Source organism: Pseudoalteromonas shioyasakiensis (assembly GCF_001550135.1).
Classification (GTDB): domain Bacteria; phylum Pseudomonadota; class Gammaproteobacteria; order Enterobacterales; family Alteromonadaceae; genus Pseudoalteromonas; species Pseudoalteromonas shioyasakiensis.
In genome coordinates, this window is sequence record NZ_LRUE01000024.1 from 108,729 (window position 1) to 133,097 (window position 24,369).

25 protein-coding genes are annotated in these 24,369 nt (G+C 41.7%); 19 read left to right on the forward strand and 6 right to left on the reverse strand.

Features of this window, described 5'->3' with window-relative positions; translation table 11 throughout:
• Positions 1-101 precede the first annotated feature (101 nt).
• From PASHI_RS19370 to PASHI_RS19380, 3 genes are read left to right on the forward strand one after another with little or no spacing between them, the layout of a single operon-like run.
• Positions 102-422 carry an HI1450 family dsDNA-mimic protein gene (locus PASHI_RS19370; RefSeq protein WP_054554325.1) on the forward strand — a complete coding sequence of 107 codons (321 nt, stop codon included), beginning with the start codon at positions 102-104 and terminating at the stop codon, positions 420-422.
• Positions 423-481: 59 nt separating this feature from the next.
• The gene (locus PASHI_RS19375; protein ID WP_370316364.1) at positions 482-1,276 is read left to right on the forward strand and encodes a DUF481 domain-containing protein; all 795 of its coding nucleotides are present in this window, start codon (positions 482-484) and stop codon (positions 1,274-1,276) included.
• Positions 1,277-1,290: 14 nt separating this feature from the next.
• Positions 1,291-1,761, forward strand: coding sequence for a hypothetical protein (locus PASHI_RS19380; protein ID WP_054562259.1), 471 nt, complete (start codon positions 1,291-1,293; stop codon positions 1,759-1,761).
• 53 nt (positions 1,762-1,814) lie between these two features.
• Here the strand turns inward: PASHI_RS19380 and PASHI_RS19385 are convergent, their stop codons facing one another.
• Positions 1,815-2,300, reverse strand: coding sequence for an FKBP-type peptidyl-prolyl cis-trans isomerase (locus PASHI_RS19385; RefSeq protein ID WP_054554327.1), 486 nt, complete (start codon positions 2,298-2,300; stop codon positions 1,815-1,817).
• Positions 2,301-2,312: 12 nt separating this feature from the next.
• On the reverse strand, positions 2,313-3,224 hold the full coding sequence (gene ygfZ, locus PASHI_RS19390; RefSeq protein WP_062566748.1) for a tRNA-modifying protein YgfZ: 912 nt from the start codon (positions 3,222-3,224) through the stop codon (positions 2,313-2,315).
• A gap of 120 nt (positions 3,225-3,344) precedes the next feature.
• On the opposite strand from ygfZ, the gene PASHI_RS19395 reads away from it, so the two are divergent.
• Positions 3,345-3,596, forward strand: a complete 252-nt coding sequence (locus tag PASHI_RS19395) for an FAD assembly factor SdhE (RefSeq protein ID WP_054562257.1) — start codon at positions 3,345-3,347, stop codon at positions 3,594-3,596.
• Between the two features lie 40 nt (positions 3,597-3,636).
• Positions 3,637-3,996 (forward strand): protein YgfX, encoded by a 360-nt coding sequence (locus tag PASHI_RS22445; protein WP_366518116.1) that lies wholly within the window; start codon positions 3,637-3,639, stop codon positions 3,994-3,996.
• Here the strand turns inward: PASHI_RS22445 and nadB are convergent.
• Positions 3,971-5,593, reverse strand: a complete 1,623-nt coding sequence (gene nadB / locus PASHI_RS19405; protein WP_062566750.1) for an L-aspartate oxidase — start codon at positions 5,591-5,593, stop codon at positions 3,971-3,973. The genes PASHI_RS22445 and nadB overlap by 26 nt on opposite strands.
• A 393-nt stretch (positions 5,594-5,986) precedes the next feature.
• Between nadB and rpoE the strand changes: the two genes are divergently transcribed.
• The 10 genes from rpoE to pdxJ all read left to right on the forward strand — a co-directional run bounded on the left by rpoE (position 5,987) and on the right by pdxJ (position 14,508).
• A complete protein-coding gene (gene rpoE, locus PASHI_RS19410) occupies positions 5,987-6,568 on the forward strand; it encodes an RNA polymerase sigma factor RpoE (protein ID WP_036969086.1) in 582 nt (193 codons plus the stop codon).
• Between the two features lies 1 nt (position 6,569).
• A complete protein-coding gene (locus PASHI_RS19415; protein WP_054562254.1) occupies positions 6,570-7,196 on the forward strand; it encodes a sigma-E factor negative regulatory protein in 627 nt (208 codons plus the stop codon).
• 4 nt (positions 7,197-7,200) lie between these two features.
• Positions 7,201-8,154, forward strand: coding sequence for a MucB/RseB C-terminal domain-containing protein (locus tag PASHI_RS19420; RefSeq protein WP_054562253.1), 954 nt, complete (start codon positions 7,201-7,203; stop codon positions 8,152-8,154).
• 3 nt (positions 8,155-8,157) lie between these two features.
• Positions 8,158-8,607, forward strand: coding sequence for a SoxR reducing system RseC family protein (locus PASHI_RS19425; RefSeq protein WP_058586462.1), 450 nt, complete (start codon positions 8,158-8,160; stop codon positions 8,605-8,607).
• 70 nt (positions 8,608-8,677) lie between these two features.
• Complete coding sequence (lepA, locus tag PASHI_RS19430) at positions 8,678-10,465, forward strand: translation elongation factor 4 (RefSeq protein WP_062566751.1); 1,788 nt, start codon at positions 8,678-8,680, stop codon at positions 10,463-10,465.
• Between the two features lie 26 nt (positions 10,466-10,491).
• A complete protein-coding gene (gene lepB / locus PASHI_RS19435) occupies positions 10,492-11,427 on the forward strand; it encodes a signal peptidase I (protein WP_062566752.1) in 936 nt (311 codons plus the stop codon).
• 2 nt (positions 11,428-11,429) lie between these two features.
• Positions 11,430-12,107 (forward strand): ribonuclease III, encoded by a 678-nt coding sequence (gene rnc / locus PASHI_RS19440; RefSeq protein WP_054554337.1) that lies wholly within the window; start codon positions 11,430-11,432, stop codon positions 12,105-12,107.
• Complete coding sequence (era, locus tag PASHI_RS19445) at positions 12,097-13,029, forward strand: GTPase Era (RefSeq protein ID WP_054554338.1); 933 nt, start codon at positions 12,097-12,099, stop codon at positions 13,027-13,029. The genes rnc and era overlap by 11 nt, the downstream gene beginning before the upstream one ends.
• Positions 13,030-13,046: 17 nt before the next feature.
• Positions 13,047-13,733 carry a DNA repair protein RecO gene (recO, locus tag PASHI_RS19450; RefSeq protein ID WP_062566753.1) on the forward strand — a complete coding sequence of 229 codons (687 nt, stop codon included), beginning with the start codon at positions 13,047-13,049 and terminating at the stop codon, positions 13,731-13,733.
• A 43-nt stretch (positions 13,734-13,776) separates the two neighbouring features.
• Complete coding sequence (gene pdxJ / locus PASHI_RS19455) at positions 13,777-14,508, forward strand: pyridoxine 5'-phosphate synthase (RefSeq protein WP_054554340.1); 732 nt, start codon at positions 13,777-13,779, stop codon at positions 14,506-14,508.
• Between the two features lie 68 nt (positions 14,509-14,576).
• Here pdxJ and PASHI_RS19460 read toward each other — a convergent pair whose 3' ends face one another.
• The 3 genes from PASHI_RS19460 to barA are packed head-to-tail and all read right to left on the reverse strand — an operon-like array spanning position 14,577 to position 18,197.
• Complete coding sequence (locus PASHI_RS19460) at positions 14,577-14,903, reverse strand: hypothetical protein (RefSeq protein WP_062566754.1); 327 nt, start codon at positions 14,901-14,903, stop codon at positions 14,577-14,579.
• A 12-nt stretch (positions 14,904-14,915) separates the two neighbouring features.
• Positions 14,916-15,392, reverse strand: coding sequence for an energy transducer TonB (locus PASHI_RS19465; RefSeq protein ID WP_062566755.1), 477 nt, complete (start codon positions 15,390-15,392; stop codon positions 14,916-14,918).
• Positions 15,393-15,428: 36 nt separating this feature from the next.
• The gene (barA, locus tag PASHI_RS19470) at positions 15,429-18,197 is read right to left on the reverse strand and encodes a two-component sensor histidine kinase BarA (RefSeq protein WP_058586457.1); all 2,769 of its coding nucleotides are present in this window, start codon (positions 18,195-18,197) and stop codon (positions 15,429-15,431) included.
• Positions 18,198-18,277: 80 nt separating this feature from the next.
• Here barA and rlmD point away from each other — a divergent pair, with 80 nt between their 5' ends.
• The 4 genes from rlmD (at position 18,278) to PASHI_RS19490 (ending at position 24,362) form a co-directional block, all read left to right on the forward strand.
• Entirely contained in the window at positions 18,278-19,603 is a 1,326-nt protein-coding gene (gene rlmD, locus PASHI_RS19475; RefSeq protein WP_062566756.1) for a 23S rRNA (uracil(1939)-C(5))-methyltransferase RlmD, read from the forward strand.
• Between the two features lie 7 nt (positions 19,604-19,610).
• A complete protein-coding gene (gene relA / locus PASHI_RS19480) occupies positions 19,611-21,770 on the forward strand; it encodes a GTP diphosphokinase (protein ID WP_062566757.1) in 2,160 nt (719 codons plus the stop codon).
• Positions 21,770-22,570 carry a nucleoside triphosphate pyrophosphohydrolase gene (gene mazG, locus PASHI_RS19485; RefSeq protein ID WP_062566758.1) on the forward strand — a complete coding sequence of 267 codons (801 nt, stop codon included), beginning with the start codon at positions 21,770-21,772 and terminating at the stop codon, positions 22,568-22,570. The genes relA and mazG overlap by 1 nt, the downstream gene beginning before the upstream one ends.
• Positions 22,571-22,727: 157 nt before the next feature.
• Positions 22,728-24,362 carry a CTP synthase gene (locus tag PASHI_RS19490; protein ID WP_062566759.1) on the forward strand — a complete coding sequence of 545 codons (1,635 nt, stop codon included), beginning with the start codon at positions 22,728-22,730 and terminating at the stop codon, positions 24,360-24,362.
• Positions 24,363-24,369 lie beyond the last annotated feature (7 nt).

Here is a 24,369-nt window from a genome sequence, read left to right on the forward strand (position 1 = left end):
AAAAAAGTCAGGGCAACCTGGCTTTTTTTTTGGTAAAACTCAAAAGAGGTTTGTTATCATAGCCAGATTCAAAGCGATACACATGTGCAGAGGTTTAAGGAATGGCTGGTCCACGCTTATACAGTGAAGAAGAAGTAACTCATCAGGCTTATGATATCTTTTTAGAGTTAGCACCTGATAATTTAAGCGAGCAAGATATTGCTGATTTTAACGAGCACAGAGAAGAGCTTGGCTTTATTGAAGAAGGTGAGCCTGACGAGCAGTGGCAAGATTTTGTTGCACTAGAAATTGAACCTGAGCTGTTTGTACAAGTCTTAGTAGGACTTGAATTCGACAATCAAGATATCTTGTTTGCGAAAATTTTAATTAGCCGAGACAAAGATGCACCGTTTTGCCACATTCTTTGGAAAGATAGCGAATAACTCTCCAGCCGATGTTTGACTCTACTTTTAGTTGTTTTAATTCAATAAAACGAATTATTTTGCCCGCCCTGCTAGTTTGCAGTTGGCAGGCTTTTGCTGTTGATCCGTTTGAAGACTTTCATGAGTACGGGCAATTATCAGAAGAAGAAATCCATAAAATTCATAAAGGCGAGTTGCTGTACGGAGATATGGAGTTTGGTTTTATGGTAAGCCGCGGCAATACCAACTCAACCAGCTTCAAACTTAAAGGTAACCTGTACCAAGATTTCGAAAAGTGGCGTAACCAATTTAAGCTCGATACTTTATACAAACGTGACCGTAATGAAGAAACTGGTGATGAAGAAGTCTCTGCTGACCGTATTTTTGTATCAGGTCAAGGTAACTATAAGCTAAATGTGAAAAATGAGTCATTTTTCATTTATGGTGACTACGAGCGAGATAAGTTTAGTGGTCTTGAGTTTAAGAGCACCATAGCGACTGGTTACGGTAACCGCATTTACCAAGGCAGCAAGAATAAAGTCGATATCGATGTGGGGCCGGGTTTATACCGCTCGGTGGCTGATCAAGAGACTGCAACAGAAGAAGATGAAACAAAAACCGGTTACCTGCTTCGTTTAGCGCTGCAGTGGGAGCGTACGGTTTCTGCTCGTACTCGCTTTAATCAAGATGTCAGTTATGAACAATCATTGTCAGGGTTAAACTCGCGTTTAAAGTCAGAAACATCCCTGATCAGCAAAATTATGGGTGATGTATCACTCAAATTTACTTACATGTATCGCTATAACTCAAAACCAGAGGAAGATAAGCTCAAGTACGATTCTGAGCTGAGTGCAACCTTTGTTTATAGCTTTTAAGAGAATACTTCAGAATGTATCAACATAAACAGTACGCTATTTTTATTTTTGTTATCTTAGGCTGGATTGGCGCCTTCATTGCCTTAGCTTGGAACTTAATTGGTGCAGATATTCCTCTTATGGTGTTTAGCGCTATCTTAGTGCTGGTGGCCTTTTTGTTTCATGGCTTAACGATTAAGGTGAGCGATAAAACAGTAAGCTGGGCATTCGGTCCGGGTGTATTTGGTAAAACAGTGACTTTTGATGAGATTGAATCTGTTCGAGCGGTAAGTAATTCATTTCGTCATGGTATTGGTCTGCGTATCACGCATGATGGCTGGGTTTACAGTGTATCTGGATTTAGTGCTGTCGAATTGGCAATGAAAGACGGTACGCACTATCGCTTAGGGACAAATGACCAAGAAGGCTTACTTGCTGCGCTTAGAGAGCATATTGCAGAACCTGTGACAGACGCTTCTGTGGATACAGAAGAAGTAGTCGAATAGGCACACAGCAGATATAAAAAAAGCGCCAATGGCGCTTTTTTTATAGTAATCGTTTAGTGGCTGTGACCACAACCACCTTCACCGTGCACATGACCATGTGCTAATTCTTCTTCAGTTGCATCGCGTACTTCAAGTACTTCAACATCAAAATGAAGGGTAATACCTGAAAGAGGGTGGTTACCATCTACAATAACGTCTTCGTCTTGAATTTCAATGATCATCACTGATTGGTCGCCAGCGTCTGTCGTAGCGCGGAACTGCATACCAACTTCAATTTCCATACCTTCAAACATTGATTTTGGCACTGCTTGCATTAGGTCATCGTGACGCTCACCATAGCCTTGCTCTGGTTCAACTGTTACGCTGAATGTGTCGCCCGCTTCTTTACCTAATAGCGCATTTTCGAGGCCTGGAATTAAGAAACCCGTGCCAACGATAAACACTAGTGGCTCGCCATCGAAAGAGTTGTCGATGGTGTTTTTGTTATTATCCAATACTGAATAATGCATTTTTACCACTTTGTTTGCTGCTACGATCATAGTCATTCCTATTTATTCATCTTCGAGAGAGTAAGGCAGAGCTTGAATAGATAACTCTACCTGAGTGAGGTGTTTTGCTCGCAAAATTTGGCCTGCTTCATTGTCGTTAGGAAGCACAACCAGACCCATTAAGGTTTGCGTTTTTTGATTATAACTTTGGCTAATAAGCTTGCCAGCACGGCGCCAGTTTTCGCCCATTTGTGTTTCGAGTTCAAGCTCGTCAAGTAAGCCTTCAGCTTTGCCCGAAACTATATACATAGCACGTTTATTTTTGCCTAGGTATTTCATACGAGCGACGGTTTCTTGCCCTGTGTAGCAGCCTTTTCTGAAACTGATACCACCAAGCGCTTGCAAGTTAACCATTTGCGGTACGTATTCGCCAATAGCGTCGCTGTTTAATGACGGCTCGCCTGCGGCAATAGCTGCCTGTTGCCATAACGCGTCATCATCAAGAGCTGTAGCGTTATCAGGCAAACTAAACTCATCATTTACCATAAGTAATACGCGGTTATCAGCAAGCTTTAACGCTTTACCGCCTGCAAAATCGACTGCGCTGTGCTCGTCGTCAAATTTAATTGCTAAGGCGTCTAAAGTCGCTGTTAGGTCATCGCCTAATAAGCCAATTAGCTGATTTTCGCATTGCTGAATTTCTACTTGCGAAAATACCGCATATTTTTTTAACTCGACTAGTGATTGCTCAACTTCAGGTTTTGAACCTGCAAGGTAATAGCTATCAAGATATGAAAACAATCTAAACACACCCCAAAGCTTGCCTTTGGCATTACAGTGACCAGCCCATAGGAAGTTATCATTATTTAGTTTGTTGATATCTTGAGTAATTTGTCCGTGAAGGTAAGACAACTTATCTTTGCCAGTTAGGCTGATAAGTGAATGAGATAAAGGACATGCGTAAACAGTCGACATAAAAACCTTCTTTACGATATGAATGAGCGCTAATGATAACTTAGTTAGGGTAGCAATTTAAATAGCTGTTTATTCGATAGCAATTTGGTAAACTGCAGACAAATAAGTACGAGGTTTAAAATGACTGAAATTCACAGTAAAGAACGTATTCGTTGGGCATGCCGTCGCGGTATGTTAGAACTAGATGTTTTATTTATGCCATTCGTTGAAGAAGCGTTTGACTCACTATCAAAAGAACAGCAAGCCGTTTTTCAACGCTTACTTGAGTGCGATGATCCTGATTTATTCGCCTGGTTCATGGGTCATGAAGAGTGTAAAGACCCAGAGCTTAACGGTATGGTCGCGTTAATTTTAGACCGAGTTCGTGTATAGATTTACCGTTACAAATAACACCCCAGACCACAAACCCTTTGTGGTCTTTTTTTGCTTAACAGCCATCACTTTATGCTTTGTTTACCAGCATGTTTTCGCTCAACTTTTGGCTTGTTTAGCGTGCTTTTTCTTAGCCATTCTTAGTTTTAAAAAAGTCCAGCAAGCACAGCCTGAAAAGGGTTTTATAATTTTAGAGCAAGCAGAGCTCAGGTTTGTTAACGACAAACTTAAAATTCAAGGCCAGATAACTGCTAAAAGTTATGTGTTTGCTAATTTTGTAGTGCTGAGGTTGGCTGGGTTTTATCAATCACACTGGCTGATTGTAAGTTCAGCCAGTGTTGATGAAGAAAGTTTCTCGCGTTTAAAGCGTGCGATTATTGCAGTGCAGCGACCGACTTAGGCGTTAAAATTGTCGGCGTTGGATTTTCGTTTTGCTCTGGGTAATCAATCGTGTAATGAAGACCACGACTTTCTTTACGCTCAAGGGCGCTGCGAATAATCAGCTCTGCAACTTGTACTAGGTTTCGAAGTTCTAATAAGTTATTTGTCACCCTAAAGTTCGCGTAATAGTCGTGAATCTCTTGCTGCAGTAATTCAACGCGGTGAAGCGCACGTTCTAAACGTTTTGTTGAGCGTACAATGCCCACGTAATCCCACATAAATAACCTTAGTTCATGCCAGTTGTGGGTAATAACGATTTCTTCGTCTGAGTTAGATACGCGACTTTCATCCCAAAGTGGTAAGGCTTCAAGGGCAGGGCTTGCATCGATTTTGCTCAGAATATCTTTCGCGGCAGCATGGGCAAACACGATACATTCGAGTAGCGAGTTACTCGCCATACGGTTAGCACCGTGTAAGCCTGTGTAAGCCACTTCGCCAACCGCATAAAGATTGTCTAAATCTGTACGGCCGTTAAAGTCAGTCATAACACCGCCACAGGTATAGTGCGCAGCCGGCACCACAGGAATGGCTTCTTTCGTAATGTCGAGGCCAACACTTAAGCATTTTGCGTAGATAGTTGGGAAGTGCTCAATGATAAAATCTTTATCTTTGTGACTAATATCAAGGTACACACAGTTCGCACCAAGGCGTTTCATTTCAAAATCGATAGCACGAGCAACAATATCGCGAGGGGCAAGTTCTTCGCGCTCATCAAAGTCTTTCATAAAGCGAGTGCCATCAGGGCGTTTTAAATAAGCACCTTCACCGCGCATTGCTTCGGTGATCAAAAAGTTTTGCAGCTCTGGGTGGTACAAACTTGTTGGGTGGAATTGGTTAAACTCCATATTGGCAACACGGCACCCTGCACGCCATGCCATTGCTATACCATCACCACTCGATACATCAGGGTTAGAAGTATATAAGTACACTTTACTTGCGCCGCCTGTTGCCAGTGATACGAACTTAGCTGCGATAGTTTCAACTTTTTTATCAACACAATTCCAGACGTATAAGCCGTGAACATGCTTGCCTTTTTTGGCTAAGCTTTTATCTGTGATTAAATCAATGGCATTGTAGTTTTCTAACAGAGTGATGTTAGGGTGTGCTTGTACTTGGCTAATTAAGGTGGTTTGCACTGCTCGGCCAGTTGCATCGGCAGCATGTAAAATACGGCGGTGACTATGACCACCTTCGCGAGTTAAATGAAAACGCTCTTTACCTTTTGAATCGAACTCCATATCAAAAGGTACGCCTTGCTCAATCAGCCACTTTAAACATTTTTTTGCATTGCTCGCTGTGTAGTGAACCGCATCACGGTCACATAATCCGCCACCTGCATCGAGGGTATCTTCAACATGAGATTCAATGCTGTCATTCTTTTTATCAAATACTGCTGCAATACCGCCTTGAGCATATAAGGTAGAGCCTTCTGTTAATGCGCCTTTACTAAGTACCGTCACCTTACAGTGATTAGCAAGCGATAAAGCAAGAGAAAGGCCAGCGGCGCCGCTGCCAATGATAGCGACATCAGTAATGTGATGTTTATTTTGGTTCATGTCTGTGGTCTTTGCGGTTACAATGCTCGGCTAGTAGTGCCAAAAGTTTGAGCAAATAAATTTTTATGTGGTATACGTATATGTACCATATTTGCTTTAACACTATTAGTCATTTTAAAACGTTATACCAATCTTATTAGTTTTATCGTCACATAAACAGTTTATTGTTAGCTGTTTTAAATTGTGAATTTAATTTAGATAACCGTTGATTTTTAAGCAGTTATTGAGGTTGTCGTGTAATAAGATTGGTATGACTCAATTTATTTGCGTGCTATTTTATAAAAAAATCATTTTAAACTGAACTTTTATATTCATGGTGCAGTCAGAGTTTGTGTAAACAATGGCGAGTATATGAATAGCAAGCAAGAATCAAACAGAGGAGTACCGGCTCGAATGAGCGAGCAGGATTTGGATTTAGCGCTAGTTAAAAGGGTCCAGCAAGGAGATAAAAACGCCTTCAACCTATTAGTTAGAAAATATCAGAATAAAATTGCAGGTTTGATTTCACGTTATGTATCGAACCAAGGTGATGTTGCTGATGTCGCACAAGAAGCTTTTATTAAAGCTTACCGTGCTTTACCTAACTTTAGAGGTGATAGCGCTTTTTATACTTGGTTGTACCGTATCGCCGTAAATTGTGCTAAAAATTACTTAGTTGCGCAGGGTCGTAAACCCCCAGCTAACGATGTTGATGCCGAAGAAGCAGAATTTTATGACAGTGCAGATGCAATGCGTTCAAACGCATCGCCAGAAAACCTGTTATTAAGTGACGAAGTACGTGCTGTAATTTTTAATACGATTGATAGTTTGCCTGAAGATCTAAAAACCGCGATTACCCTTCGTGAAATTGAAGGTATGAGCTATGAAGAAATAGCCGTGGTTATGGATTGCCCTGTGGGAACGGTACGTTCACGTATTTTCCGTGCCCGTGAGGCGATTGATAATAAATTGAATCCATTAATAGGTGAGTCTTAGTATGACAAAAGCAGACGTTAACAAGTTGGATAATGAGCAGTTGTCCGCGTTACTTGACGGCGAGCAGCAGTTAACTGATCAAGCGATCACAAACGACGATGTGTCTACATTTGGTCGTTACGCAATGATTGGTGATGTAATGCGTGCTGAGGCAAATAACAACGCTTTTAATTTTGACATTGCAGATGCAGTGGCAGAATCACTTGAGCAAGAACCTGTTTACGCAGATTTCGCGAATAAAACAACGGCACCAAAAAGCGAAGAGATCGTGGCGGCAACAGGCACTGATAACGTGGTAGCATTTAATTGGCGTCGTCCATTTGCACAAGTGGCCATTGCTGCTAGTGTTGCTATGTTTGCGATTGTGGGCGTACAAACATTGCCACAAAACACCGAGTCTCCGCAAAGTGACATTCCAACATTACAAACAGTACCATTAACAGGTATGGCTTCTCCTGTAAGTTACTCATCTGAGCAGCCTGCATTAGAAAATGCAGAGCAAGGTTTACGTGAGTTACAACAGCAGCGTATTGGCGCATTAGTTCTTGAGCACCAACGTCAAGCACGTGTTGCATATTCGCTAGAAAAATCGCAAACTGCAGAAAATGCAGACGAGGAAAAAAACTAATTAAATGAAAGTTTTTACTTTTATTTTGTCGCTGGTATTAACGGCTCCAGCCATTGCCAGCGACGAAAATCCCGCCAAGACTTTATTAAATGATATGGCTACGGCCGTTCATACTCGCAACTTTGACGCATCATTTGTGGTTGTAAAAGGCCAAGCTATGGAACCCTATCGCTGGTTACATGCAAAACAAGGTGATATTGAACTTGAGCATCTAAGTTTACTGAACGGCGCTGGCCTAGAAATGGTGCGCGTTGACGATCAAGTGACCTATTTTGAGCCTCATTCAGAGCCTTATTCAGTTAAAACAGACTCTATTGCCGGGCCAATTCCTGAGGTACTTTTTAAAGATATAAATCGACTAAGCGCTCACTATGATTTTGTGCTTGGCGGAAAAGGCCGTATTGCAGGGCGCTCAGCACAGTTAGTGCGTATCGAATCTAAAGATGAATACAAGTATAACTACTGGATTTGGTTAGATACTGAGTCTTCGTTGTTACTTAAATCTGCCTATGTGAATCACAAAGGTGAGATGCTTGAGCAGTTACAGTTAACTCATATCAGCGTAACAGAGCAGCCTGCTCCTATGTTAGTTGAAATGCAAAATCGTGACTTTCCTGCGGTGCTTGCGACTAACGATTTAGCCAATAATGAAGACAGCGCAGCGAATGATTGGAAAATTGGTTGGCTTCCTGATGGCTTTAAGTTATTAAAGTCTGATCGTCATAAACTTGATTTAAATAATGAACTTGCTGACTATTATTTATATTCAGATGGGTTTGTTGAAGTGTCTGTTTTTATTCAAAGACCTTTACCAGGTAAGCGCGCAAGCGGCGCTTTAACCTCAGGTGCAACGACTGTGTATGTGCACAATGGTGGTAGCTTTGATGTATCGGTTGTTGGTAATATTCCTGCTATGACAGCCAAAGCTATAGCTGAGTCGGTAGCGCGACCTCTTTAAATCATGATTGAACAAACACTCACTGTCGTGTCGGTTAAAGGCACGACAGCGAATTTAGAAGCAGAACAAAAGCAAGCCTGTGCCGGCTGTAATGGTCGTTGTGGTTCGCAAGTTTTTGCAAAGCTGTTTGGAACAGCTAAAAAAACCTTTCCTTATACCTTCGAAAAAGAGCTCCAAGTAGGGCAAAAAGTAACTTTAGCACTCGATGATAGCCACTTAGTTAAACACGCTATGGCTGTTTACATGCTACCCCTTTTGTTTAGTTTAGGGTTTGCTTTAATCGCATTTTCGGCTTTTTCGCTTACAGAAGGCTGGCAAATTTTAGCCGCCGTGATTGGTGGCTTAACGGGCTATGCGATAGCAAAATCAAGGGTTAAGAGCCTTAAGCATGATATTAAAGTAATAAAAATTCACCCAATTACTATTCCTTTCACTCAAATAGATGGTGATTAAAGCCAATTAAATGTAAAATTGTCGCTTTATACACTTAGTCCATTTTATATAGAAGTTTAGAATCCAGTTTATGAAGCATATCCGTAATTTTTCGATCATCGCCCATATTGACCATGGTAAATCGACTCTCTCTGACCGTCTTATCCAAGTTTGTGGTGGTTTAACAGACCGTGAAATGCAGCAGCAGGTGTTAGACTCAATGGACATTGAGCGTGAGCGTGGTATTACCATCAAAGCGCAAAGTGTAACGCTAAATTATAAAGCTAAAGACGGCGAAACATATCAGTTAAACTTTATCGACACGCCAGGACACGTTGACTTCACATACGAAGTATCGCGTTCACTTGCAGCCTGTGAAGGTGCGCTTTTAGTTGTTGATGCGGGTCAAGGTGTGGAAGCTCAAACTTTAGCTAACTGCTACACAGCAATCGAAATGGACTTAGAAGTTATTCCAGTTCTGAATAAAATCGATTTACCGCAAGCCGACCCACTGCGTGTAGCAGAAGAAATTGAAGACATCATTGGTATCGATGCCCTAGATGCTGTGCAATGTAGTGCTAAAACTGGTATTGGTATTGAAGAAGTACTCGAAATCATTGTTAAAGATATTCCGCCACCAGAAGGTGACAAAGATGAGCCACTACAGGCGCTTATCATTGACTCATGGTTTGACCCATACCAAGGCGTTGTATCACTTGTGCGTATTAAGCATGGTGAATTGCGCTCGGGCGATAAAATTAAGATCATGTCGAATGATCAAGTTCATATCGCAGATAAAGTGGGTATTTTCACACCAAAACAAACCAACACGGGTATCCTAAAAACCGGTGAGGTAGGCTTTGTTATTGCGGGTATTAAAGAAATCCATGGTGCACCTGTAGGTGATACCATCACTTTACAACGTAATTCTGCTCCAGAGCGTTTACCGGGCTTCCAACGCATTAAACCGCAGGTTTATGCAGGTATGTTCCCAATTTCATCAGATGACTATGAGTCATTCCGTGATGCGCTAGATAAATTAAGCTTGAACGATGCGTCGTTATTCTTCGAGCCAGAAAACTCAACAGCACTAGGCTTTGGTTTCCGTTGTGGCTTCTTAGGTATGCTACACATGGAAATCATTCAAGAGCGTCTTGAGCGTGAATACGACATTGATCTTATTACCACTGCGCCAACAGTAATCTACGAAGTAGAGACTAAAGACGGAACTAAACAGATAGATAACCCGTCTGACTTACCACCGGTGAATAATATTCTTGAAATCCGTGAGCCAATTGTTGAAGCTAACATACTAGTTCCGCAAGAGTTTTTAGGTAACGTAATTACGCTTTGTGTTGAAAAGCGTGGTATGCAAACTAAAATGAGCTACCATGGTAAGCAAGTTGCGGTGACGTACGAATTACCGATGGCTGAAGTAGTCATGGACTTCTTCGATAAGTTAAAATCAACAAGCCGTGGTTTTGCATCGCTTGATTATAACTTTAAGCATTTCCAAGCTTCAGACATGGTACGTGTTGACGTATTAATTAATGGTGAGCGTGTTGATGCGTTAGCGATTATTGTACACCGCGATATTGCACAATCACGTGGTCGTCAGTTAGCTGAAGCACTGAAAGACTTAATTCCACGTCAGCAGTTTGATATTGCGATTCAAGCAGCGATTGGTCAGCATGTTATTGCCCGTACAACAGTTAAGCAATTACGTAAAAACGTAATCGCGAAATGTTACGGTGGTGACGTGAGTCGTAAGAAGAAACTACTACAAAAACAAAAAGAAGGTAAAAAGCGAATGAAGCAACTAGGTAACGTTGAAGTACCTCAAGATGCATTCTTAGCTATCCTTAAAGTTGGTAAATAATTAGAAGTAAATAAAGGAATTAATGCATGGCGGGTTACTTTTCTATTTTCTTAGTGTTGTTAACGCTAGGCTCAGGATTAATTTGGTTAATTGACCACTTTATGTTTGCGCCAAAGCGTCAGCAACGCATTGCCCTTGCTCAAAATGCAGCAGGTGGCGAATTAGACGAAGAAACCGCTGCATTAATTGCGCCTGAGCCAAGCATCACTGAAACGGCTAAGTCAATCTTCCCGATGATTGCAGCGATCACTATTTTTCGCTCTTTCATTTTTGAACCGTTTCAAATTCCATCAGGTTCAATGATGCCAACCCTATTAGTGGGTGACTTCATTTTGGTACAGAAGTACTCATATGGCATCAAAGACCCAATTTGGCGTAGCCAGTTAGTTGATGTTGATGAACCTGAACGTGGTGATATTGTGGTATTTAAATACCCATTAGACGAGCGCGTGGATTACATTAAACGCACGATTGGTTTACCGGGCGATAAAATTGTATATCGCAATAAGCACCTTTATATTCAGCCAAAATGTGCCGAAGGTGTAACACAGCAAGGTGATTTGCTGTGTAATGAATACAACAAAATTGATATGGAAATCCTCAATAGTGACGAGTTCAAGCAGGGTTCGATGAATTTAGTGCGCTTAGAAGAAAACCTAAGCACAGTGAATCATAATATTTTAATTAACCCGCAAGCTCCTGAAATGAAAGGCCGTTATTATCAACAACCAGGTACACGCTCAGACGAGTGGGTTGTTCCTGCCGATCATTATTTCATGATGGGTGATAACCGTGATAATAGCCAAGACAGTCGCTTTTGGGGCTTTGTACCTAAAGAAAACTTGGTAGGTAAAGCCGTCTTTATATGGATGAGTTTTGAATTTGAGAATGGCCCAGATGACTTTTTACCAGGCTGGGTTCCAACTGGTGTTCGTTTTGAACGCCTAGGTAATATTCAGTAACGATGAAAAAAAACGTAACAGAGTTATACAACAAAATAGGTTATACATTTACTGATCAAGCTTTGCTTGAGCAGGCAATGACGCACCGCAGTCATAAAGGCCAACATAACGAGCGCTTAGAGTTTTTAGGTGATTCTATTTTGAGCTTTGTGATTGCGAATGCGCTTTACACTAAATTTCCAAAAGCACGCGAAGGTGATTTAAGCCGCATGCGTTCGACCCTAGTTCGTGGTCAAACGTTGGCTGAATTTGGCCTAGAGTTTGGCTTAGGCGATTACTTACGCTTAGGTCCGGGTGAGCTTAAAAGCGGTGGTTTTCGCCGTGAATCAACCCTTGCTGATGCCGTAGAGGCGATTATTGGTGCGGTGTTTTTAGACTCAAACATTGAACAATGTGGTGAGTTAATTTTAAGTTGGTACGAGTCGCGTCTTGATGCAATTTCGCCGGGCTTAAATCAAAAAGATCCGAAAACATTACTTCAAGAATACTTACAAGCGCGCAAATTATCGTTACCTGGCTACACTGTAATTGATACAAAAGGCCAAGCGCACAATCAAACATTCACGGTTGAATGTATTGTTGAAGGGATGGATAGCATTATCTCAGTAGGTAGCTCACGTCGTAAAGCTGAGCAAAAAGCCGCTGAAAAAGCCTTAAAGATACTTAAAAATGAATCTTGATGATTTAATTAGCAAAGAACCTGCAGAGCTAGATACGCACTGCGGTATGGTTGCCATTGTTGGCCGCCCAAATGTAGGTAAATCAACCTTACTTAACTATATTGTTGAGCAAAAGGTGTCTATTACCTCACGTAAGCCACAAACCACACGACACCGTATCATGGGTATTCATACCGAAGGTAAATACCAAGCTGTTTATGTTGATACACCAGGCTTACACGTCGAAGAAAAACGCGCTATTAACCGTTTAATGAACCGTGCTGCATCAAGCTCAATTGGCGATGTAGAACTGATCATCTTTGTGGTTGAAGGCACACACTGGAACGAAGACGATGAGATGGTACTAAATAAAGTACGTCAGAGTGGTCGTCCAGTATTGTTAGTGATGAATAAAATTGACCAAGTTAAAGACCGTGATTTAGTGCTTCCGCACATGCAGTTTTTAGGTGGTAAATTTGATTTTGTGGCTATTATGCCGGTCTCTGCGAAGCAGGGTAAAAATATTGATTTAATCAAAGATGAAGTGAAAAAGCGTTTACCGCTTTGTGAGTTTTACTTCCCTGAAGACTACGTAACAGACCGTTCAATGCGCTTTATGGCGGCTGAAGTGATCCGTGAAAAGCTGATGCGCTTTATGGGTGATGAGCTACCATATTCAGTCACCGTAGAGATCGAGCAGTTTAAATGGCAAGAAAACGGTGTCTGGCAAATTAATGGTTTGATCCTCGTTGAGCGTGAAACACAAAAGCGTATGGTGATCGGCAATAAAGGCGAAAAGCTCAAAGTGATTGGCCGTGAAGCTCGTAAAGACCTTGAAGACATGCTTGATAACAAAGTGTTTTTAGAACTTTGGGTAAAAGTGAAGTCTGGCTGGGCTGACGATGAGCGTGCGCTACGTAGCCTTGGCTATGGTGAAGACTAAGTAAAGCCTTACACGCCATGGATAGCGAATTCTACACAGCATACCTGCTGCACCGACGTCCATTTAGCGACTCGCAAGTCATGCTCGATATGCTGGTAGAAGGCGTAGGTCAGCTTAGAATGCTGGCCCGTGTTAGTGGTCGCCAGGCCACTAAACATAAAGCACAATTACAACCTTTCCAATCTCTGCTCGTACAATATAGCGGCAAGTCTGATTTAAAATACATCAATCGTTTTGAGCCCCATGGCGGGCAAACTATGTTGCAGGGCACCGAGCTTTATTGCGGCTTCTATATGAACGAATTAACCAATCGTATCGTACCTATCAATGAGCCGATGGAAAGTGTATATCATCTTTATAAACAGCATCTAGACGAGTTATCAACCACTAAAAACCTACAAGCTGTGCTGCGCTCTTACGAGTTTCAACTGTTAGAGATGCTGGGTTATGGCGTTGATTTTACTGTTGATGCCGAAGGTGATGAAATTAACGATGCAGCAAATTACCAGTACTTTGCTGAATACGGTTTCTTGCTGCATGACGACCCCAATAGTGGCTTTTCAGGAAAGCAATTAAATGCCATAGCAGCTCATGACTTTAGCGCCCCTGATGTGTTATATATGGCAAAGCAATTAAGTAGATACCTACTCAAGCCTTTACTTGGTAAAAAGCCATTAAAAAGCCGTGAGTTATTTATTAAGTAGGCTGATGTTCAGCCTTGAATCGTTGTATTAAACAGGTAAAAAAATGAAAGATATTCTTCTTGGTGTAAACGTTGATCACATTGCCACTTTACGCCAAGCGCGTGGCACGAGTTACCCAGATCCTGCGCATGCTGCAGCTGTTGCAGAGCATGCTGGTGCAGATGGTATCACCATTCATTTGCGTGAAGACCGTCGTCACATTCAAGACCGCGACGTATATGTGATGGCAAAAACGATTCAAACACGTATGAATCTTGAGATTGCAGTCACCGATGAAATGATCGACATCGCCCTTGAAGTGAAACCTGCTTATGTTTGTTTAGTGCCTGAAAAACGTGAAGAGCTCACCACTGAGGGCGGCCTAGATGTTGTGGGTAATTTTGAAAAAGTAAAAGCAGCAACAGAAAAGCTAACAGCTGCGGGAATTAAGGTTTCGTTATTCATTGATGCCGACAACGCACAACTTGACGCTGCAAAAGCGTGTAATGCTCCATACGTTGAAATTCACACAGGTGCTTATGCTGATGCTGAAAATGACGAAGAGCTTCACACTGAGCTTGAGCGTATACGTAGCGGCGTACAATATGCTGATAGCTTAGGTTTAATCGTTAATGCCGGCCATGGTCTTCATTATCACAATGTAAAACCCATTGCGGCAATGCCAGAAATTTATGAGTTAAACATTGGCCATGCGATTATTGCCCGTGCAGCGATTGATGGTTTAGAAAAAGCAGTCAGCGATATGAAACGTTTAATGATTGAAGCAAGACTTTAGCTGACGCCTTTAATAAGAGCCAGCAAATTTGAATACTGAACGCGGTGGAGATAATATCCATCGCGTTTTTATTTACTCAGATAAACAATAAATTGTGCAAGCAATGAAGATAGCCAAGGCGAAAGGCAGAGTAGGGCCACTAAATATTGATGTTTTTTCTTAAAGCTTTTTAAAACATCATCATCTACGGCCGACAATTCACCTTTTTTAATTGAATGAAAAACCATCGAGTTAGGTTTTGCCTTCATCAAACGGGCTTGGCTTTCGTATGTTTGCCACTGCTCTGTGTAATTGGTTTTTACGTAATTATTAGCTTCTATACTTAGTTTTTTATAGCGGAGGAAAAACCAAGTGAGTGAAATAGCACTAAAGACGATAAGTAAGATAAAATACAAAGCAAGCTCCCTTTAATACTTCACTACGCGTGTACCCGTGGAATAAATAATATCTGAACTAGGGCATGAATAGTTAGGTTTTAGCTCTTTGCAAGATTGCTCAGGTGTGTCAAAACAAAAGTCAAAGCGAGTTTGGGTTTTCACCGCTTTATCAGTAATATTTTTCGCCAGCTCATTCCAGTGCCAATTAGTGATTACATCTTTTGCTGCGTCGGCAAATACAGAGTTAGTTGAGGCAACTACCTGAATATCTCTAATCTCATTTTGTGGCGTAATGACATACTCAATAGTTGCGCAACCTTCTTTTGCTTGGATAACTGCTTTTTTTGGGTATCTGGCAGGAAAGCGTTCAAGCTGTTGCCATTTTGCTGACTCCATTTCATTATAGCTAACAGCTAAATCCGCATACTCTAATTTTACTGGTTTGTCTGAGGTTGATGCGCAACCAAAGACAAACAAACTGCCAGCTAGTATTAAAGAGTTTTTCATTAATATATTCCTTTATATAATTTATTGGGTGTTCTTTTATCTTTGTTGCTCAACCATACCTGCATCACTTAACAAATTATTCAGCTCATCAACAAGCTCAAATAGTTCAGGCTCAATGTAATTTAAATCGCAATCGCCTTTTAAAGCTGTCTCGAGTGTTTCGGCAAGTGATTTTAGTTTTGGTACGCCTGTGTAACAACATGCTCCATGGAACTTGTGCACTATGCTAAGTACATGTTCACAATCTTCTTTTTCTATAGCTTCATTGAGTAGGCGCAAGGTTTCAGGCACGCTGAGTAATAGCATGTTGAGCATTTCTAGTGCTAGTTCTTCTTTACCGCCTGCGCGTTGAAGTGCCAGTTGCCAATCGAGGCGGGCACTTTCAAATGGAGGTTCTGAGTCAACTGCGGCAGTTTTGCTACGTTCACGATTAATTGGCGATTGCGGGCTATGATCGCTAATTATTTGTTTTAGCATGTCCTCATCAATAGGCTTAGTTAAGTAACCTTTAAAGCCATCTTTAAGCAGTTGCTCTTTTTCACCTGCGAGGGCGTGAGCAGTCACTGCAATGATAGGGGTATCTTCATTGAGAGATGACTCGCGAATAAGTTTACATGCGGTAATACCATCCATAATTGGCATTTGGATGTCCATAAAGATCAAGTCATATTTATGGCTTTTACTTAAACTGTAAGCTTGTGAGCCATTATGTGCGGTATCAATTAGCTCAATTTGTTCTTCAAGCAAGGTGCAAATCAGTTTTAGGTTGGCATCGTTATCGTCAACAACCAGTACTTTAAGTGGTAATAATTTTTCATCACCTTGCTCAATGTTATGCACCGGGTGGTCAAGACGGTAAGGCGCAGCAAGTACCTCACATAATTTACGGTGGTTAAGCGGTTTACTTAAGCAAGCATCTGCACCGCTACCGACAAAGGCTTCACGCATATTATGCGAAACCGTATTAAGCATTATGTATAAATAATCAGTGACAGGGCGGACTGCTTTTACATAACTCTTAAGTTGCTGCATATCGTCAATAGTAGCGGTATGGCCAATAATACAAATATCGTAGCTGAAGTCTTTGTTGATCTCATTTAAGAAGCTTTCTTCATCCATGCAGGCGGTAACGCGAGTTTGCCATTCATGTAGTAGCGATAACGTTGCTTGATGGGTATGCTCATGAGGCTCAAGATACAAAATACGTTTATTGATCAGTGATTGAGTCGGTAAGTCACTGGTAATTGAGTTACTTGGCGTTCTGAATACGGCATTGAACGTAAAGCAGGTACCATTACCAGGTGCTGAGTTTAGGGTAATGCGGCCATTCATCGCTTCAACAATATGTTTAGTGATGATTAAGCCAAGACCTGTGCCACCAAATTTACGGGTGATACTAGAGTCTGCTTGGCCAAATGGTGTAAACAACGCATCTTGTTTATCCATTGGGATGCCCACACCGGTGTCGGTGACAGACACCAAAATCGAGGCGCGCTCTTCATCCAGTAAACGGTAGCCAACATCAACCTTGATTGAGCCTTTTTCAGTAAATTTAATGGCATTGCTTAACAGGTTTATCAAAATTTGTTTAAAGCGGGTCGGGTCGCCAGTTAGATTGTCTGGTACTTGTGGATGGATAAATATTGAAAGCTCAAGTTGCTTTTCGTGAGCACTCGGTGCCAACAAGGTCATAACTTCATTAATATTGTCACGGAGCTGGAATTGCATTGACTCAAGTTCCATGGCACCGGCTTCTAATTTCGAAAAGTCTAAAATATCACTGATAATTGTAAGTAAGCTATTGGCCGACAGTTCAATGGTATCTAGATAATCTTTTTGATGCTTATTGAGCGGGGTTTTATAAAGCTGGCGCGTAAAACCTATTACACCGTTTAAAGGTGTACGTAATTCGTGACTCATTTTAGCTAAAAAGTCTGATTTTACTCGGTTCGCATCTTGTGCATCTTTTTTAGCAATACTTAACTGAATATTTTGGGTTTCGTATTGTTCGAGTGTTTCGCGGTAATCAGAGGTTGCTTGGTCAATGTGCTTTTGCATCTCATCACGTTGCACAACCATAGTTTCTGAAATGGTATTTAAACCTGTGCGTAATAGCTCAAATTCGCCAAACATTTTTTGATCGAGCCCAGTGTCGACTTTACCTTCAATGAGTTTGTCGGTAGCTAGTACTAACTTATTAAGAGGCTGAATAAACATGCGGGTTAATCTGAACGCTAATACGGTGGCAAGTATGAGCGCGAGTAAAATTACCACGCCACTGACTAATAATGCCCGTTGCTGGCCAATAATGGCTTGTTGTTTGTTAAGCATGATCACCACAGTGCCCAGCGATGCTTGGTAGCTGTGATGATTCCAAATCATGTCTTGGCGGCTATGATTAATTATGGCAGTAGAGAATGTTAGATAGTGCTCAGAATTTTGTACTTGAATGCCATCCATGCTGTTTGCATTGCTGCTAACAATTTCTTTGAATTCACTTTGGTATTTACTAAAAATCACTAACTCATTGTTTTCATCAAAAATAGCAATTGATTGGATAGCAGGGGAGTGTTTGTTATGTGTATGACTAACTAAGCGAGTTAATAAGGCTTTATCACGCTTTATTAATGGTTGCTCAACAGCAATGGCGAGGGGCTCAATAATAGTCACGCCCTGTTGATATAAAATTTCATCGAGCTCAATGTAACGATTTATTGTAAAATAACCGCCCAGCAACAAGCCTATGATCACAGTCGGTATAAGTGTAAGGGTTAAGACTGAGTCACGTAAGCCAAATTTAGTCATAAAGAATGTTGTTATCATTATTATCGTTGTTTAAGAGTATATACTTACTCCCGCTTTATCAATAATTAAGGTGTTGCCCGATGGCACAGATTTTCAAAGCCAAAAAGAAATCCGTTTCGCAAAAAATGCTAACCCTCAATGTCACTGCTATGGATCACCAAGGGCGGGGCGTTGCTAAGCAGGGAAATAAAGTCTGTTTTGTTAATGGTGCTTTGCCGGGTGAAGAAGTAAAAGCGTTATTGATTGAAGATAAGGCACGTTTTGCCAGTGCTGATTGTAAAAAAGTACTATCAGCCTCAGCGCATAGGGTTACTCCTTTTTGTCAGCATTATCAGGTTTGTGGTGGTTGTCAGCTACAGCATCTTAATGCAGAGCAACAATTGGTTGAGAAGCAAGCTGCGGTTAGCCAGCTGTTTAGCAAGTTTGCTAAAGCTGATGACTTAAATTGGCAAGCACCTCTGCTTAGTGAAGAGCACCATTATCGTCGCTCTGCGCGTATTGCTGTAATGCATGACAAAGCCGCAAAGAAAATGCGTGTAGGGTATCGAGCTCAAGGCTCTAAACAATTGGTGAGTATTGAAAGCTGTGATGTGCTGAGCGGCACATTTAAAGACGTTTTTTCAGTTTTTGATGTTCTTATCAACAGCCATTCAGGTCTTAGTAGTATTAGTCACTTACAATTATGTGAAGCTGATAATGCGGCCTTTGTGGTTATTAGGCATACCAAAGCTATTAATGCAGAGTTAAAAGCCATAGTCGTAGCGGCGTGTGATGAATATAGCTGGCGTGTTGTGTGGCAATCACAAAGTGGTGAAATTGATCACAGTGACCATCCAATGCCGTACTACCAGATACCAGCTTATGATTTACGCTTTGAGTTTGGCCTTGAAAACTTTATTCAAGTTAACCCACAAGTTAACCAAGCTATGCTACATCAAGCAAAACAGTGGCTTGATTTACAAGGTCATGAGCAGGTATTGGATTTGTTTTGTGGTATTGGTAACTTTTCATTATTGATTGCAAAGTATGCTAAATATGTTATTGGTGTTGAAGGGGTCGATTCTGCGGTTGCATTAGCAAAACAAAATGCGCAAACTAACTCATTGTCGAATACCGATTTTTATTGTTTTGATTTAACAAAATCAATGCAATCAGCTGCTTGGTTTAGTGCCGAACTTGACGTGTTAGTTCTTGATCCATCACGTACTGGCGCAATGGCTATTTTAGAGCAGTTACCACTTACTCAGTTTAAAACGATTTTATACGTCTCTTGTGATCCTGTTACTTTAGCCCGTGACAGTGCAATTATTTTACAAGCAGGCTTTAGCATTGAAAAAATTGGGCTTATGAATATGTTCCCGCATACCGGGCATATTGAAACGATGGCGTTATTTCACAGGAGGTAAAGCGCACATGGTAGCCACTAGACAGTCACATCAGCTAACTAAGCCGAGTGATTTTGCCAGCCGTATCGAGCTGTTAGCGCTAACAGAAGACAAACATACCTTATTAGAGCAGGCTCACCAACTGTGCCTGCATTGCGATGATGCAAAACGTGAAAACACAGCCATTGAAATGGTGGAGATTTTAGCTGAGCTAAATTTAGATGCAGACTCTCTTGCCACTGCTTTTTTAACGCCTTATTTTTTAGCCGAAAAAATTTCAATTGAGACAGTCACCGAAAAGCTAGGTAATCACGTTGCGTTATTACTAACAGGCGTAAGCCAAATGGCTACCATCAGTACCTTAGCCCACCAAGGTAAAGGCACTGTACAAATTGATAATATCCGCCGCATGTTACTAGCTATGGTTGAAGATGTGCGCGCTGTAGTGATTAAACTTGCAGAGCAAGTGTGCCACCTGCGTGATGTTAAAGATGCCAGTGAAGAAGAGCGCGTTATCGCCGCTAAAGAAACACGCGACATTTTTGCGCCCCTTGCGAATCGTTTAGGGATTGGTCAGCTTAAATGGGAACTTGAAGATCTTTCGTTCCGTTATTTGCACCCAGATACCTATAAAAATATCGCCAAACAGCTGGATGATAAGCGCCTTGCCCGAGAAGCTTATATGGAGAACATGGTTGCTTTAGTCAAAACACGCTTGACTGAAGCAGGTATTGAAGGTGAGGTGTATGGCCGCCCTAAGCATATCTACAGCATCTACAAAAAAATGGCACAGAAGAACTACGAGTTCGACCAGCTTTTTGATATTCGCGCTATGCGCATTGTGGTAGAGCGTCTGCAAGATTGTTACGCGGCATTAGGTATCGTGCATACTAACTGGCGCCATTTAAATAAAGAGTTTGATGATTACATCGCAACACCTAAGCAAAACGGTTATCAGTCAATTCATACCGTGGTATTTGGCCCAGAAGGTAAAACCGTTGAAATTCAAATTCGTACGAGCGAAATGCACCAAGATGCTGAGCTAGGTGTTGCTGCGCACTGGATGTACAAAGAAGGTGCATTGCCAGGACGTGGTTCAGGCTACGAGCAAAAAATTAGCTGGTTACGTAAGTTACTGCAATGGCAAGAAGAAGTTGTTGATGGCAGTGACCTAGCGGAAGAGCTTAAAAACCAAGTAGTAGAAGACCGTGTTTATGTGTTTACGCCAAAAGGGGATATTTTCGATTTGCCGCTGGGTGCAACACCACTTGATTTTGCTTATTACATTCACTCAAATGTAGGGCATCGTTGTATTGGCGCAAAAGTGTTTGGCAAAATTGTGCCATTTACTCACCAATTAAGCACCGGCGATCAGGTTGAAATTTTAACTCAAAAGCAACCTAACCCAAGCCGTGATTGGTTAAACCCATCGCTAGGTTATATTAAGTCTTCACGAGCACGCTCTAAAATCCATCATTGGTTTAAGCAGCTTGATCGCGATAAAAACTTAAGTGCCGGTAAAGAAATACTTGAGACCGAGCTGCAAAAACTAGATTTAACAACCAAAGATCTAGCGCCAGCAATCGAGCGCTTTAACCTTAAAGGCCTTGACGACCTTATGGTTGCGGTAGGTGCTGGAGATGTTCGCTTAAACCAGTTATTAAACTTCATTAGTGACCGTGAGCATGACGAACCACAAATTAAGTTTAAAAAGCCAAAAAGTGTCACCGGCGATAAGAACGGTATTGTTGTTGATGGGGTAGGTAGCTTAATGAGCCATGTTGCTAAATGCTGCCGACCTGTGCCGGGCGATGAAATTATTGGCTACATTACGCAAGGCCGAGGGATTGCAGTTCACCGTGAAGATTGCGATTCGTTTGAGAAACTTCGCGAGAAGCATCCTGAGCGGGTGATATCAGTAAGTTGGTCAGACGATGTCAATGGCTCTTACTCATTAACGATTAAAGTTGAAGCGACCGATCGCTCAGGCCTTATTCGAGATATCAGCTCAGTGCTTGCAAACGAAAAAGTGAATGTGCTGAACATGAACGTCAACACGGTTGAAGATAAGCAGCTTGCGCTGTTTTCAATGCAGGTTGAAGTACATGACTTATCAAGCACCAACCGCTTATTGTCTAAGTTACACCAAATAGAAGGTGTACATGATGCAAAGCGTGGTCATTCGTAATGTGTGATAAACAGGCAATTGAGCAGTCGCTTGCTATTATGGCCAAACTACGGGACCCAGAATCTGGGTGCCCGTGGGATTTAAAACAAGACTTTAAGTCAATAGTGCCGCATACACTTGAAGAAGCTTACGAAGTAGCAGATTGCATTGAAAAAGGTGAGCTTACTGAGCTTAAAAGTGAGCTTGGCGATTTACTGTTTCAAGTCATCTTTTATGCTCAACTTGCCAAAGAGCAAGGATTATTTGATTTTACCGATGTGGCTAATACGCTTAATGATAAGTTAGTTCGTCGTCATCCCCATGTCTTTGCAGAACAAAGTGAGCTGACTGACGCTGAGCTTTCTGAGCAGTGGCAGGCTATTAAAGCACAAGAGCGAGCAGAAAAAGCAGCTTCACCACAAATGAGCCTGTGGCAAGACATTCCTGATGCTATGCCGGGGTTATCAAAAGCGAAGAAGATTCAACAGCGTGTAGCAAGCTTAGGGTTTGATTGGCCAAGTTATCATGGTGCGCTCGATAAAGTTGCTGAAGAAGTAGACGAAGTAAAAGAAGCGCTGGCTCACGACCCTTATTCAGAGCACAGTGCAGAAGAGCTTGGTGATTTACTGTTTGCAACAGTGAATGTTGCCCGTCATATTAAGCGCGATCCTGAGCAATTATTACGAAGTGCCAATGCTAAGTTCGCGTCACGCTTTGAAAAAGTGGCTGCTTACTTAGATGAACGTGGCCAGAGTTTAGAAACGGCTAGCCTTGAAGAAATGGACAACGCATGGGAAGCCATAAAAAAACAAGCCAGGTAAGTGCATTGTAGAGCAGTTTGGGTACAGTGTAACCAAGCTCGTTTTTTGTGCACTTATTTGCTAATTTTATCTGGATTGATAGCAGCCCCTTTGCTATAATATCGCCCCGTCTTGATTCTATATTATTCCTTTTAATTCCTGATATTCTAGGGTTCGCATGAGTACAAAATTTATCTTCGTAACTGGCGGGGTTGTTTCTTCGTTGGGTAAGGGTATTGCAGCAGCGTCATTAGCCGCTATTTTAGAAGCACGTGGTCTTAACGTGACTATTTTAAAGCTGGATCCTTACATTAACGTTGACCCAGGCACTATGAGCCCAATTCAGCACGGTGAAGTATTTGTAACTGAAGACGGTGCAGAGACTGACCTTGACTTAGGTCACTATGAGCGTTTCATCCGTACCAAGATGACTAGCCGCAACAACTTCACACAAGGTCGTGTTTATGAAGATGTATTACGACGTGAGCGTCGTGGTGAGTACCTTGGTGCAACAATTCAGGTTATTCCACACATCACAAACGACATTAAGCAACGTGTATACGACGGTGCTGAAGGTCGCGATGTAGCAATCGTTGAAATTGGCGGTACAGTTGGTGACATCGAGTCACAACCTTTCTTAGAAGCAATTCGTCAGCTTGGCACTGAAATTGGCCGTGAGCGCGCATTGTTTATCCACCTAACGCTAGTGCCATTCTTAGGCCCTGCAGGTGAAGTTAAAACTAAGCCAACACAACATTCTGTAAAAGAATTACGTTCGATTGGTATCCAACCAGATATCTTGATCTGTCGTTCTGATCGTAAATTACCAAATAACGAGCGCGCGAAGATCGCACTTTTCACTAACGTTGAAGAGAAAGCTGTTATTTCATTACCAGACGTAGAAAGCATCTATAAGATCCCTGCGTTACTTAAGTCACAAGAATTAGATAACTTCGTCTGTCGTCGTTTCTATCTTGAGTGCCCAGAAGCAGATTTATCTGAGTGGGAACAAGTGTTATACCAAGAGTCTAACCCAACAGGTGAAGTGACAATTGGTATGGTTGGTAAGTACATCGAACTACCAGATGCATATAAATCAGTAAACGAAGCATTAAAGCATGCAGGTTTGAAAAACCGTTTAACTGTGAACATCGAATACGTTGATTCACAAGACTTAGAAAGCAAAGGTACTGAGTTACTCTCTCATCTTGATGCTATCTTAGTTCCAGGTGGCTTCGGCGGCCGTGGTGTTGAAGGTAAGATCTTAGCGGCTAAATATGCACGTGAAAATAAAGTTCCTTACTTAGGCATTTGTTTAGGTATGCAAGTAGCGCTTATTGAATATGCGCGTAACGTTGCAGGCCTTGAAGATGCAAACTCAACAGAGTTTAACGCTAAATCAGCACACCCAGTTGTTGGTTTAATCACTGAATGGCAAGATGCTGACGGTAACGTTGAAATCCGTGATGAGCAATCTGACCTAGGTGGTACTATGCGTTTAGGTGCACAAAAGTGTCATTTAACACCTGGTTCTAAAGTAAGCGAAGTGTACGGTAGTGACGAGATTGTTGAGCGTCACCGTCACCGTTACGAAGTGAATAATCACTACGTAGAGCAGCTTGAAAAAGCAGGCTTAAGTTTCACTGGTTTATCTGAAGATAAGAAACTAGTCGAAATTATTGAGAATAAAGATCACCCTTGGTTTATTGCCGCGCAATTCCACCCGGAATTCACGTCAACACCACGTGATGGTCACCCGCTATTTGAAGGGTTTGTTGCAGCTGCACATACTCACCAAAAAGCGTCATCGTAATTTAAAT